The sequence below is a fragment of the Lentibacter sp. XHP0401 genome (assembly GCF_025751535.1).
In the GTDB taxonomy this organism is placed as follows: Bacteria; Pseudomonadota; Alphaproteobacteria; order Rhodobacterales; family Rhodobacteraceae; genus Lentibacter.
The window spans coordinates 174,457-187,033 of record NZ_JAOWLC010000008.1 but is presented as its reverse complement, the minus strand read 5'-3'; the positions used below and the strand labels follow the sequence as shown (position 1 = coordinate 187,033).

Sequence of the window (12,577 nt, the reverse complement as noted above, 5' to 3'; positions counted from 1 at the left end):
GCGAACAGGACGGAAGCTCCGGTGTCTCAACCAGAGGCGCGAGCGCCTCCGGATCTCTTGTTACTCACCACCACCAAGCTGGTGAACGTAAGTTGCAACGGCGCGGATTTGCGCCTCTGACAAGCGTTCGTTCCAGTCAGGCATCACGCCGAAGCGCGAGTTGTGAACTGTCTCGCTGATGGAGGCATAGTCGCCGCCATAGAGCCAGATGGCATCCGCGAGGTTGGGCGCTCCTTGGAAGCGGTCACCTGTGCCGTCTTCCATGTGGCAAGCGGCGCAGTTCTCTTCAAAGACAACGGCTCCAGCTTCCACCATAGAAGCATCCTGAGGCGGGTTCACATTGGGTGTCAAAGACATCACATAGTTTACCACTTGCGAAATCTGCTCTTCTTCAAGCAGCTCGTCACGGCCAAAGGCCGGCATCTCGGAGTAGCGTGAATCTTCGTCGGTTTCGCTGCGGATACCGTGCAGAAGAGTCAGATGGATGTCTTCCATCGTTCCGCCCCAAAGCCAGTCATCGTCCTGCAGGTTCGGGTAACCTTTGGCGCCCGCACCGTTGGTTTGGTGACACTGGGCACACCATGTCTTGAACACAGCAGCGCCCGCTGACTTGGCATACTGCTCAAGCTCGGGGTCTGTTGCAATCGAGGCCAGCTCGACCGAAGCCAGCTTTTCGTTGATCGCAGCATTCTTGGCTTCAGCCGTTGCAATCTCTTCCGCAACTTGTGCACGTGTCGAGAAGCCAAGGTAACCGGCCGTTGCGCTCTTGATCCCGGGCCAGGCCGGATACGCGATGGAATACCAGATCGCCCAAACGATACAGGCGTAGAGCACCCAGAGCCACCAGCGTGGAAGCGGGTTGTTAAACTCCTCGATACCGTCCCAGCTGTGGCCGGTGGTAGAAGGATCTTGTTTTTGTGTTGGTTTCTTCGCCATGTCTTAGGCCTCCTTTTCGCCGCCAGAACGTTTGGCTGGCGCAGGCTTGTCTTCGTGCCGGAACGGGATGTTTGCGACATCGCGGTAAGTCTTGTTGGCTCCCGGACGGAACATGACCCAAAGGAACATGCCCACAAAGAAGACAAACAAGGTCAGAAGCATCCAGCTATCCGCAAATTCCCGCAAGAGAGAGTAAGTTTCCATATCGCCCCCCTAACGACTTGCATCGGCAGTGAAGGTCGAGAAGTCGACCAGCGTGCCAAGCATTTGAAGATAAGCAATCAACGCATCCGCTTCCGAAATACCGGGCTGCCCGTCAAAGTTACGTACATTGACGTTTTCACCATAGCGTTCCATCAAGCCGTCATAGTCGCTGTCAGGATCAGCTTGTGCGAGGAAGTCTGCTTGCGCCTCGGCAATCATCTCTTCGCTATAAGGCACACCCACAAAGGCATGTGTCTTCAGAAGATCACCCATATACTCGCCCTCGACCATCTTGTTTTCGAGGAAGCCGTATTTGGGCATAACCGATTCAGGCACAACAGACTGCGGATCGCGCAGGTGGTCAACGTGCCAGTCATCCGAGTAGCGGCCGCCGACTCGGGCAAGGTCTGGCCCTGTCCGCTTCGAGCCCCACTGGAACGGGTGGTCATACTGCGACTCCGCTGCCAGTGAATAGTGGCCATAGCGCTCCACTTCGTCGCGCATCGGGCGGATCATCTGCGAGTGGCAGACATAGCAGCCCTCCCGCACATAGATATCCCGGCCTGCCAGCTCGAGAGGGGTGTAGGGGCGCATGCCCTCCACATCCTCAATCGTGTTTTCGAGCCAGAAGAGCGGTGCGATCTGCACCATGCCACCAATACTGACAACAAGGAAAGCGAAGATCGCAAGGAGCGTAACGTTACGCTCGATGGCGCCATGTTTATCAAGAATAGCCATTCTCTAGCCCTCCTTATTCTGCTGGAACTGTGCCGTTCGTGGCTTCAACAGCCGGCGAACGTCTAACAGTCATGTAGAGGTTGTAGCACATGATGATCGCACCGGAGAGGAACATAACCCCACCCAGTCCACGCACCACATACATCGGAAACTTGGCACTGACAGTGTCGGCGAACGAGTTCACAAGGAAACCGTTTGCATCAACTTCACGCCACATAAGGCCTTCCATAATACCCGTCACCCACATGGATGCCGCGTAAAGGATGATGCCGATGGTGGCGAGCCAGAAGTGCCAGCTTACAAGACGCAGGCTATAGAGGCGCTCACGGTTCCACAGCTTCGGCACCAGGAAGTAAAGCGCGCCAAAAGTGATCATGCCGTTCCAGCCCAAAGCACCCGAGTGCACGTGACCGATTGTCCAGTCGGTGTAGTGTGAAAGCGAGTTCACAGCACGGATCGACATCATCGGACCTTCGAATGTGGACATGCCGTAAAAGCCCACCGAAATAACCATCATACGGATGATCGGATCGGTGCGCAGCTTGTCCCATGCGCCCGAAAGCGTCATCAGACCGTTGATCATACCGCCCCATGACGGCATCCAGAGCACGATCGAGAACACCATACCCAGCGTAGAGGCCCAGTCAGGCAAAGCCGTGTAGTGAAGGTGGTGAGGACCAGCCCAGATATAAAGGAAGATCAACGCCCAGAAGTGGATGATCGACAGCTTGTATGAGAAAACAGGGCGTTCAGCCTGCTTCGGAATGAAGTAATACATCATGCCGAGGAAGCCCGCAGTAAGGAAAAAGCCCACGGCGTTGTGACCATACCACCACTGCGTCATCGCATCCTGCACACCCGAGAACAACTGAACCGACTTGCTGCCGAAAACAGAGACCGGAATACTCAGGTTGTTGACGATGTGAAGCATCGCAACCGTGATGATAAACGAAAGGTAGAACCAGTTGGCAACATAGATGTGTGGTTCTTTACGCTTCACCAGCGTGCCGACGAAAACAGCGAGGTAAGCCACCCAAATGATTGTCAGCCACCAGTCTACATACCATTCAGGCTCCGCATATTCTTTCGATTGGGTCGCGCCGAGCAGATAGCCTGTCGCGGCCAAAACGATGAAAAGCTGATACCCGCCGAAAACAAACCACGAAAGGTTGCCGCCCCAAAGGCGTGCCGCACTTGTGCGTTGCACAACATAGAACGATGTCGCGATGAGAGCGTTACCGCCGAATGCAAAAATAACCGCGCTGGTGTGCAGCGGCCGCAGGCGCCCGAAGTTGGCATAGCCTTGCGCCCAATCAAAGTTGAGCGCCGGAAAGGCCAACTGGAACGCAATCACAACCCCGACAAGAAAGCCCACAACGCCCCAAAGCGCCGTAGCAATCACGCCGGCGCGCACGACGCCGTCCATATATTCACCGGAAAGATCGACATTCGATGTCGGCTCGCCCGTATTGCGCAGTGTCCAGATGAAAAGTCCACCTGCCACAAGCGCTACCGTCAACGCGTTGACCATATAAGCCAGGTCACGCGCATAGTTGGTCGCGATCAACGCAAAAAGCGCGATGACCCCGAGCACAACCAGCTTTATATAATTACCCATGTTTCGTCCCTTCGTCTTCCCCGCGCACGATTCCTTCGCGCATCAGAGGGATTTTACTATCATGCTTTTGTTCCGCACGGCGGATTCTTGCTTTGATCTGCATCAAGAACCCATCTCAAACTTTTTGATCTGGTTCAATGCGCGGACGCAAGCTCCAGTTTAGTTTCGTCTGGAAATATCAACCTTGGAGGCACGAATGTCTTACAAAACGATCTTTACAGCACTCACACAAGCCAGCCTCGCAAAACCGATTCTAGAGCACGCGAGCGCTTTGAGCCAGAATAATGATGCCCACCTCGATGCACTCTGCCTCGGCGTAGACCGCAGCCAGACGGGCTACTACTATGCGGGCGCAAACGCTCTCGTCCTTCAGGAAGTGATCGAAAAAGCCAATGAAGAGGCGCAAACCCTCGAAAAGATGGCGCAGGCCGAGCTCGGGAAAACCGATCTGCGCTGGAGTTGCGATCATGGCATGGCGCAACTGCCCGACATCGGCCGCCACGCAGCCGCCCGCGCCCGCTTTGCCGACATTGCCGTGCTTCCAACCCCCTACGGCGATGATCGTGGCCCGGAACAGGAAGCGCTGGTCGAGGCTTGCCTCTTTGAAGCCCGCGTCCCTGTGCTTGTCGTGCCCGAAAAGCGCGCGCCCATAACAGCGCCCAAAACAATCGTCATTGGCTGGAACGAAAGCGACGAAGCACTTGGCGCCGTGCGCGCAGCCATGCCGCTGCTCAAACAGGCCGAGAAAGTGCATGTGGTGGTGATTGATCCCCCCAAACACGGGCCAAATCGCTCCGATCCCGGCGGTCTTCTCTCGGTCTGGCTGGCGCGCCACAACGTGCACGCCGAAATCGACGTATTGTCAAAAACCATGCCGCGCATTTCCGATGTGCTCTTGCGGCACGCAGATGATCTTGCTGCGGATCTGGTTGTGATGGGCGCCTATGGCCATTCACGCTTCCGCGAAGCCATTCTGGGTGGCGCAACACGCTACATGCTGGAGCAATCCAAGCTCCCTGTCTTTATGGCACACTGAGAAAGGGCTCGAATTTCGCTGCGCGAAATCCGACCAAGCGGGGGACCAGTCCCCCGCACCCCCTGGGATATTTAGAGCAAGAAAAAGGCTAATCAGGCTTTTTAGCGGGTCAGCTCGGCATCCCGCCATCAGAATCATCACCGGCTTCTTCGGCAAGACGGTCAAAATCAGGCACAATGACATGGCGCTTGCCTGTCAAATCGATGACGCCATCACGTTTGAGAGCGTTGATCTGACGGCTGACCGTTTCCAGCGTCAGACCAAGGTAGTCGGCCATTGCCTCGCGTGTGAGCGGCAAATCAAACTCCAGTGGCCCACCGCCGGTACGCAAATTGAGCGTTGCATCACGGCGCGCGATAATGCTCAGCAGGCTGGCGATTTTTTCGCGGGCGGTCTTGCGCCCCAATACCAGCATCCACTCGCGCGCGGCGTCGAGCTCATCCAATGTCATTTCAAGCAGACGCTGCGCGATGTGCGGCGTTTGAAGCATCAGGTTTTCAAAAGGTTTCTTTCGGAAACAACACATCACAAGATCGGTCGTCGCAACCACATCATAGGCCGCTGCATCACGGCCGGGACGGCCGACAAAATCAGACGGCAACAACAGGCCCACCATCTGCGTGCGCCCGTCTTCCATTGTCTGGGTCAGCGAGGCGACACCTTTGACAACGGAGCCGACAAATTCCATGCGATCACCTGACCACACAACAGTCTGGCCGGCCTCATACGTCCGGTAATACTTAACTTCTTCAAGCCGTTCGAGCTCATCGCTTTCACAGCGCGCGCAAACAGCCCTATGGCGAATCGGACAATCGCCACACTCCCGCATCATGTCGGTTGTAAAATTCTTCATTTGGTCACTTCGCGCGTTTGATCTGTATCAATGACGATACCACATCCTCTAAATAAACCTAATCGGATGATGACAAAAACTCAACTCGCAGACTTGGGGCTATTTGACGCAAAGGTGCCGCGTTATACGAGCTACCCGACGTCACCTCAGTTCACCCCTTCCATCACGGGCGACATGTTCGCCAAGTGGATCTCGGTTATTCCCGAGGGTAGCGAGATTTCGCTTTATATTCATGTCCCGTTTTGCCGCCGGCTCTGCTGGTTTTGCGCCTGCCGCACGCAGGGCACGCAAAAGGAAGAGCCCGTGCGCGCCTATCTTCAGGTGCTCAAACACGAGCTGGCCCTCCTCAAAAGCACCCTGCCCCGTGGCGTCACTCTTGCGCGGTTGCACTGGGGCGGTGGCACACCCACACTCCTCAACGCCGATATGATGCGCGAACTCGCCGAAGAGATCGCCGCCGTTGCGCCCTTTGCACCAAATTACGAGTTCTCTGTCGAGATCGACCCGAACGAGATCGACAGCACACGCCTTGATGCGCTCGCCGCCGCGGGTATGAACCGCGCCTCCATCGGTGTTCAGGATTTTGACGATGAAATCCAGAAAACCATCGGCCGCATCCAAAGCTACGAATCCACCCGCAACGCGATCGACATGATCCGCGCGCATGGGGTGGAAAGCCTCAATGCCGATATTCTCTTCGGCCTGCCGCACCAGTCCCCGCAGCGCATCACCGAAAGCGTTCAAAAGCTGCTCGCGCTCTCGCCCGACCGTGTGGCGCTTTATGGCTACGCGCATGTGCCGTGGATGGCCAAGCGCCAGCAGCTTATCCCCTCCGATGCCCTGCCCACACCTGCAGAACGCCTCGAACTCTTTGAAGCCGCGCGCAAGCTTTTTGTCTGGGACGGTTACGCCGAAATCGGAATTGACCATTTCGCCCGCCCCGAAGACGGGCTCACCCGCGCCCTCAAGGCCGGCAAACTGCGCCGCAATTTCCAAGGTTATACCGACGATACAAGCGAGGCTCTCATCGGGCTTGGCGCCTCGTCTATCTCGCGTTTTCCGCAGGGCTACGCGCAAAATGCCCCTGCCACTTCGGCGCACGCCAAGAAAATAGAGGAAGGCCGCTTCTCCACGTCCCGTGGTCATGCCTTCTCTGCCGATGACAAGCTGCGCGGGCGCCTGATCGAGATGGTCATGTGCGATTTCCGCATCAAATCCGATGAAATCCTGCGCGATCATGCTATTGATGCCGCGACACTTGGCGCAATGCTTGCCGAGGTCAACGCGCGCTTTGATAACGGCCTCACGGTCAATTCCGACGGTCTCTTCATTCCCGAAGATATGCGCCCGCTCACACGCCTTATCGCTCGCGGGTTTGATGCTTATGATCTCAGCAAAGCAGGCCACAGCTCGGCCATCTGACGCCTTGGCAAGCTAGTCGTGAACGGGGCCGCCTGCCTTCAGTTCGAGTGCGGCTGTCAGCAGCGTCCTGGCGTAGTCCGTCTGCGGATTTTCAAACAGATCGCTCGCCGCGCCCGCTTCCACAATATCGCCTTGCTTCATCACAATCATCTTGTGGCTCATTGCGCGCACCACGTTGAGGTCGTGGCTGATAAACAGATAGGCCAACCCGTATTTGCGCTGCAGTTCGCGCAAGAGATCAACGATCTGGACCTGCACGGTCATGTCCAAGGCACTTGTCGGCTCATCAAGCACAACAAGCTTGGGCCGCAAAATCATCGCCCGCGCAATCGCGATCCGCTGACGCTGCCCGCCTGAAAATTCGTGGGGGTAGCGGTCCATCGTGGCAGGGTCCAGCCCGACCTCTGCCATCACCTCGGCAACAAGCTCACGCTCGCTCTTGCCTGCAGGCTTGCCATGCACACCCAGCCCCTCGGCAATGATCTCGGCACAGCTCATCCGTGGGCTGAGCGAGCCGTAGGGGTCTTGAAATACAATCTGCATCTCGCGGCGCAGGCTGCGCAGCTTCTTGGTGCTCCAGCTACGCACATCCTCGCCCTGATAGGTGATGCCACCCTCAGAGCCGATGAGCCGCATGATCCCCAGCGCCAGCGTGGTCTTGCCTGATCCGCTTTCGCCGACAATACCAAGTGTCTCGCCCGCCCGCACAGAGATGCTCGCCTCGTTCACCGCCTTCACATGGCCCGTGACCCGCTTCATCAGCCCCGTCTTGATCGGGAACCAGACGCGCAGCTTGTCTGTGCTGACAATCTCTTTTGCCCCTTCGGGCACAGGCGCAGGCACGCCAACAGCACGCGCTGCCAGGAGCTTCTTGGTGTAGTCATGCTGCGGCGCGTCAAACAGCGCTTTCGCTGGCCCGGTTTCCACAATCTCGCCGCTCTTCATCACGCAGACTTTGTCGGCAAAGCGCTGCACCACGCCAAGATCATGGGTGATAAACAACAGGCCCATGTTTTCGGTGGCCTTCAGCTCGTTGAGCAACTCCAGAATCTGCGCCTGAATGGTCACATCAAGCGCCGTGGTCGGCTCGTCGGCAATCAGAATGTCGGGCTTGTTGGCCAAAGCCATCGCAATCATCACGCGCTGGCGTTGGCCGCCTGAAAGCTCGTGAGGATAGGCACTCAGCCGCTCGGCCGCGTTTCGGATACCGACCTTTTCCAAGAGCTCCAAAATCTGCTCGCGCGCCTCGGCACGGCCCACACCCTGATGCAGCGCAAGGCTCTCGCCAAGCTGCTTTTCAATCGTGTGAAGCGGGTTGAGCGAGGTCATCGGCTCCTGAAAAATGAAGCTGATGTCGTTGCCCCGCACACGGCGCAACACTTTGTCGCTGGCCCCGATCATCTCCTGCCCGTCATAGGTCACCGAGCCGCTCACCTCGGCGCTATCGCCCAGCAAAGCCACAGTGCAAAGTGCGCTCACCGATTTACCGGAGCCGCTCTCACCCACAAGCGCAACAGTCTCGCCACGGTCCACACTAAAGGACACATCCTTCACTGCATGGTTGGCCTTGCCGTCCTGCCGGAAGGTCACATTGAGGCCTTTTACGTTCAGCAAGCTCATCGGAAAGTCTTTCTCGGGTCAAAGGCATCGCGCACACCCTCGAAGATAAACACAAGCAGCGAGAGCATCACTGCAAAGGTGAAAAACGCGGTAAAGGCCAGCCACGGCGCTTCAAGGTTCTGCTTGGCTTGCAGCGTCAGCTCCCCAAGGCTCGGCGCGCTCGAAGGCAGGCCAAAGCCGAGATAATCCAGCGCCGCGAGCGAAGAGATCGTTCCCGTCACGATAAACGGCAACATGGTGAGCGTCGCCACCATCGCATTGGGCAGCATATGGCGGAACATGATCACGCCGTTGCTCACGCCAAGCGCCTTGGCCGCGCGCACATATTCAAGGTTGCGCGCGCGCAAAAACTCGGCGCGCACCACGCCCACAAGCGACATCCAGCCAAACAGCACCATGAGGAACACAAGCAGCCAGAAACTTCGCCCCAGAATGGCAAACATAATAATGATCACATAAAGCTGAGGCGTCGAGGTCCAGATCTCGATGATCCGCTGGAACACAAGGTCAAGCCAGCCGCCAAAATACCCCTGCACCGCCCCCGCCGCGATCCCGATGATCGAGGCGAGCCCCGTGACAATAAAGGTAAACAGGATGGAAAGTCGGAAGCCGTGAATGACCCGCGCCATCACATCGCGCTTGGTGGCGTCCGTGCCAAGCCAGTTCTCCCCGTTGGGCGGCAGCGGGGCCGCGCCGGGCCGCTCCACAGCCGTGTCGTATGAATAAGGAATGAGCGGCCAAAGCGCCCAGCCCTTCTGAAAGCCCTCCGCCGCAAATGTGCCGGCCGCGATCTCCTCAACAATGCCCGCGGGGTCATCAAAGCAGGCATCCAGGCCGCCAGAGGCAATGAGGCAGCGCACCTCGGGGTCACGGTAAACAGCCTCGGTTTGAAAATCTCCGCCAAATTCCGTCTCGGGGTAAAACTTCCAGATCGGGGTGTAATATGCCCCCCGATAGTTCACCAATATGGGTTTGTCATAAGCCAGAAACTCGGCAAACAGGCTCAGCACGAACAAAACGCCGAATATCCACATGCTCCAGAACGCGCGCCTGTTGGCCTTGAAGTTGCGCCAGCGCCGCGCATTGATCGGGGAGAGTGTCATCAAAGCCATCAGCCTTCCCTCCGCTCGAAGTCAATCCGCGGATCGACAAACACATACATGAGGTCCGATATGATGCCGACAACAAGGCTGATCAGCCCGAAAATGAAGAGCGTGCCAAAGACGATAGGATAATCCCGCGCCACAGCCGCCTCAAAGCCGAGCCGCCCCAGCCCATCAAGCGAGAAAATAGTCTCGATGATCAGTGAGGCGCCAAAGAAAACCCCGATAAACACGGCGGGAAACCCCGCAATCACAATCAGCATCGCGTTGCGAAAGACGTGGCCATAAAGCACGGCCCGCTCGGACAACCCCTTGGCCCGTGCCGTCATCACATATTGCTTTTTCATCTCGTCCAGAAAGCTGTTCTTGGTCAAAAGCGTCAGCGTGGCAAACCCCGCAATGGAGGAGGCCAGCACAGGCAGCGTAATGTGCCACGCATAATCCTTCACCTTGCCCCAAGCGCTCAGGCTCTCGAAGTTGTCGCCCGTGAGCCCCCGCAGCGGGAAAACCTGCCAGTAAGAGCCACCGGCAAACAGCGTCAGCAGCAAAATCGCAAACAAGAACCCGGGGATAGCATAGCCCGCAATAATCGCGCCGCTGGTCCATGTGTCAAAGGGTGTTCCATCCTTCACAGCCTTGCGGATGCCCAGCGGAATCGAGATCATATAAGCAATCAAAGTTGACCAAAGCCCAAGCGTGATCGAAACAGGCAGCTTCTCCTTGATCAGGTCAATCACAGTCGCGGAGCGGAAATAGCTCTCGCCAAAATCAAAGCGCATGTAATTGCCGAGCATCAGGAAAAACCGCTCGACAGGCGGCTTGTCAAAGCCGAACTCTCGCTCAAGCTCCTTGATAAACTCCTCCGGCAACCCCCGCGCGCCCACATACTCGCTCGTGCCGCTACCAAGCGTGCTCTCCGAGCCGTCCTGCCCCGCAAAGCTGCCAAAGACATTGCCTTCGCCCTGCGCGCGGGCAATCGCCTGCTCAACAGGCCCCCCCGGAACAAACTGGGTGAGCGCAAAGTTGATCAGCATAATGCCGAAAAGGGTGGGGATGATCAGCAGCAAGCGCCGCAGGATATAGGCTCCCATGCGGTTACCTCAACGCCCCCTGCTCTTTCAGATTGGCTGCCTTCTCCGCATCAAACCACCAGAAATCAAGTGTGCCCAAAGCAAACGGCGGGATGGTTTCAGGCCGTCCGTATTGGTCCCAATAGGCAACCCAGTGATCGGCCACATAGCCTGTCGGGATAAGGAAAAACTCGTGGCGCAACACACGGTCAAGCGCGCTCAGCATCATGTCTTCTTCTTCCTGTGTCTCGCTCAAAAGAGCCTTCTCGATGATCTCGTCCACAACAGGGCTTGCCAGCGAGGCCGGGTTAAACAAAAGTGCCGCCGCTTCCGAGCCAAAGCGCTGTTGCAACCCCGTGCCCACACCAAACAAGGCAGGGTAGCCATCCAGCACAAGGTCATAATCATGGTCGCGCTCACGCAGCGTATATTGTGAGGGGTCAACCGATTCAAACTTCGCATCAACCCCCATCACCTGTAGGTTGCTCACAAAGTTCTCCGCCAATGCCTTGTTGGTCGGCGTGTCCGACGAGTTGAACAAAAAGTTGAGCGTAAGCAAATCGCCACCCGCATTCCTGCGCTTGCCGTCACTGCCAACAGCCCAGCCCGCTTCGTCAAGCAGCTTCATTGCCTTGCGCAAATTGCGGCGGTCGTTCAGGCGCTCTTTCTGCGAGCTGTGCGGCACACGCGGCTCGGTGCTTAAAACGTCGGCATCCGGCTGCGCCGCCAGCCCCTGCAACAGCGCAAGCTCAGCGGCTTCCGGCACGCCTTTGGCCTCATATTTTGTGCCTGTGCTGAAAGAATGCTGCTGGCTTTGCAGCCCATAAAGCAGCGAAGCATTGGTCCACTCGAAGTTAAAACCAAGTGCCACAGCATCCCGCACGCGCTTGTCGGAAAGCACCTCACGGCTCAGGTTCATGATGATCCCTGTGTTCGCAGGCGGCATCCCGTCGGGGATTTCTTCCAGCTTCACATAACCGCTGCTCACAGCAGGAAAGTCATAAGACGTGGCCCAGCGCTTCGGGTCGCTCTCGCTACGGTAAGTCACTTCACCCGCCTTGAACGCCTCGAAAGCCGCCGTAGCATCGGCAAAATACTCGATGCGGATGGTGTCAAAGTTGTGCCGCCCCTTGTTGATTGGCAGGTCCGCGCCCCAGTAGTCGGGGTTGCGCTTGTAAGTCACCGAGCGGTTCACATCGACAGCGTCGATCACATAAGGCCCCGAGCCGGGCGAAACCTCAAGGCGGCTCTCGTCAAGCCGTGCGCCGCTCTCTTCATACCATTTCTTTGACCACGCAGGCACAAACCCCACCTGGTCAATCAGCGAGCGGCGTGAAATGCCGTCGGCAAAATAGAACTTGATGGTGTGGTCGTCGATAACCTCAACCTTCGGAATCCGCTTGCGCACCGCATCGGCATAAGATTTCAGCCCCTGATCCAGCAAAAGGTTGTGGCTAAACGCAATGTCATGCGCCGTCACAGGCGTGCCATCTGAGAACTTCGCCTCGGGCCGCATGTGGAACGTCACCCAGGACTTGTCTTTGGGGTATTCAATCGTATGTGCAAGCAGCCCGTAATACTCCCCGTCCACATCCGCAGGCAAAGCGCCCGAGCCCGCCAGAACGCTGCCCAAAAGCGATTCATATCCAACTGTCGCAAGCGCCGCAGCCCGGCCCTTTCGGGTGTAGGGGTTCATCGAATCAAACGTGCCCGCCACCGCAATGGAAATTTCCCCGCCTTTGGGAGCCTCGGGGTTCACGTAGTTGAAATGCGTGTAATCCGCAGGGTAGCTCAGCTCGCCAAAATAGGAATAGCCGTGGCTCTTGATGATTTCGTCTTGTGCGCGCGCCGCAAAGGCCGAGGCCGCGAGAATAACAAAACTCACAAGCAGGAGGGGGCGCCAATCGGGCAAAACCTTCGCGCGCGCCGCCGTTCTAGCCTGTGTCCTGGCCTGTTTCATGGTCATCATCGCCTCCT

11 protein-coding genes are annotated in these 12,577 nt (G+C 57.2%); 2 read left to right on the top strand and 9 right to left on the bottom strand.

Features of this window, described 5'->3' with window-relative positions:
• Positions 1-60: 60 nt before the first annotated feature.
• The 4 genes from ccoP to ccoN are packed head-to-tail and all read right to left on the bottom strand — an operon-like array spanning position 61 to position 3,496.
• On the bottom strand, positions 61-936 hold the full coding sequence (gene ccoP / locus OE750_RS11985; protein ID WP_263764463.1) for a cytochrome-c oxidase, cbb3-type subunit III: 876 nt from the start codon (positions 934-936) through the stop codon (positions 61-63).
• Between the two features lie 3 nt (positions 937-939).
• On the bottom strand, positions 940-1,140 hold the full coding sequence (locus OE750_RS11980; RefSeq protein WP_263764462.1) for a cbb3-type cytochrome c oxidase subunit 3: 201 nt from the start codon (positions 1,138-1,140) through the stop codon (positions 940-942).
• A 9-nt stretch (positions 1,141-1,149) separates the two neighbouring features.
• A complete protein-coding gene (gene ccoO / locus OE750_RS11975; RefSeq protein ID WP_263764461.1) occupies positions 1,150-1,878 on the bottom strand; it encodes a cytochrome-c oxidase, cbb3-type subunit II in 729 nt (242 codons plus the stop codon).
• Between the two features lie 13 nt (positions 1,879-1,891).
• Positions 1,892-3,496 (bottom strand): cytochrome-c oxidase, cbb3-type subunit I, encoded by a 1,605-nt coding sequence (ccoN, locus tag OE750_RS11970; RefSeq protein WP_263764460.1) that lies wholly within the window; start codon positions 3,494-3,496, stop codon positions 1,892-1,894.
• Between the two features lie 196 nt (positions 3,497-3,692).
• Here ccoN and OE750_RS11965 point away from each other — a divergent pair, with 196 nt between their 5' ends.
• Positions 3,693-4,532 (top strand): universal stress protein, encoded by an 840-nt coding sequence (locus OE750_RS11965; RefSeq protein WP_263764459.1) that lies wholly within the window; start codon positions 3,693-3,695, stop codon positions 4,530-4,532.
• Positions 4,533-4,641: 109 nt separating this feature from the next.
• On the opposite strand, the gene fnrL is transcribed toward OE750_RS11965, so the two are convergent.
• Positions 4,642-5,385: a transcriptional regulator FnrL gene (fnrL, locus tag OE750_RS11960; protein WP_263764458.1), complete on the bottom strand. Its 744-nt coding sequence runs from the start codon at positions 5,383-5,385 to the stop codon at positions 4,642-4,644.
• 66 nt (positions 5,386-5,451) lie between these two features.
• On the opposite strand from fnrL, the gene hemN reads away from it, so the two are divergent.
• Entirely contained in the window at positions 5,452-6,807 is a 1,356-nt protein-coding gene (hemN, locus tag OE750_RS11955; RefSeq protein WP_263764457.1) for an oxygen-independent coproporphyrinogen III oxidase, read from the top strand.
• Positions 6,808-6,819: 12 nt separating this feature from the next.
• Here the strand turns inward: hemN and OE750_RS11950 are convergent, their stop codons facing one another.
• Genes OE750_RS11950 through OE750_RS11935 form a run of 4 tightly spaced genes read right to left on the bottom strand, consistent with a single transcriptional unit; the run spans position 6,820 to position 12,566 of the window.
• Positions 6,820-8,427, bottom strand: a complete 1,608-nt coding sequence (locus OE750_RS11950; protein WP_263764456.1) for an ABC transporter ATP-binding protein — start codon at positions 8,425-8,427, stop codon at positions 6,820-6,822.
• Entirely contained in the window at positions 8,424-9,530 is a 1,107-nt protein-coding gene (locus tag OE750_RS11945) for an ABC transporter permease (RefSeq protein WP_263764491.1), read from the bottom strand. Before OE750_RS11945 ends, OE750_RS11950 begins: the two co-directional genes overlap by 4 nt.
• Positions 9,531-9,538: 8 nt before the next feature.
• Positions 9,539-10,621 (bottom strand): microcin C ABC transporter permease YejB, encoded by a 1,083-nt coding sequence (locus OE750_RS11940; protein WP_263764455.1) that lies wholly within the window; start codon positions 10,619-10,621, stop codon positions 9,539-9,541.
• A gap of 4 nt (positions 10,622-10,625) precedes the next feature.
• The gene (locus OE750_RS11935) at positions 10,626-12,566 is read right to left on the bottom strand and encodes an extracellular solute-binding protein (RefSeq protein ID WP_263764454.1); all 1,941 of its coding nucleotides are present in this window, start codon (positions 12,564-12,566) and stop codon (positions 10,626-10,628) included.
• Positions 12,567-12,577: the final 11 nt, after the last annotated feature.

What these genes read in the sequence shown, in the direction of transcription:
- OE750_RS11980 (WP_263764462.1), bottom strand. Translation starts at nt 1,140, where the DNA reads ATGGAAACTTACTCTCTCTTGCGGGAATTTGCGGATAGCTGGATGCTT.
- OE750_RS11965 (WP_263764459.1), top strand. Translation starts at nt 3,693, where the DNA reads ATGTCTTACAAAACGATCTTTACAGCACTCACACAAGCCAGCCTCGCA.
- ccoP (WP_263764463.1), bottom strand. Translation starts at nt 936, where the DNA reads ATGGCGAAGAAACCAACACAAAAACAAGATCCTTCTACCACCGGCCAC.
- fnrL (WP_263764458.1), bottom strand. Translation starts at nt 5,385, where the DNA reads ATGAAGAATTTTACAACCGACATGATGCGGGAGTGTGGCGATTGTCCG.
- hemN (WP_263764457.1), top strand. Translation starts at nt 5,452, where the DNA reads ATGATGACAAAAACTCAACTCGCAGACTTGGGGCTATTTGACGCAAAG.
- OE750_RS11945 (WP_263764491.1), bottom strand. Translation starts at nt 9,530, where the DNA reads ATGACACTCTCCCCGATCAATGCGCGGCGCTGGCGCAACTTCAAGGCC.
- OE750_RS11935 (WP_263764454.1), bottom strand. Translation starts at nt 12,566, where the DNA reads ATGACCATGAAACAGGCCAGGACACAGGCTAGAACGGCGGCGCGCGCG.
- OE750_RS11950 (WP_263764456.1), bottom strand. Translation starts at nt 8,427, where the DNA reads ATGAGCTTGCTGAACGTAAAAGGCCTCAATGTGACCTTCCGGCAGGAC.
- ccoN (WP_263764460.1), bottom strand. Translation starts at nt 3,496, where the DNA reads ATGGGTAATTATATAAAGCTGGTTGTGCTCGGGGTCATCGCGCTTTTT.
- OE750_RS11940 (WP_263764455.1), bottom strand. Translation starts at nt 10,621, where the DNA reads ATGGGAGCCTATATCCTGCGGCGCTTGCTGCTGATCATCCCCACCCTT.
- ccoO (WP_263764461.1), bottom strand. Translation starts at nt 1,878, where the DNA reads ATGGCTATTCTTGATAAACATGGCGCCATCGAGCGTAACGTTACGCTC.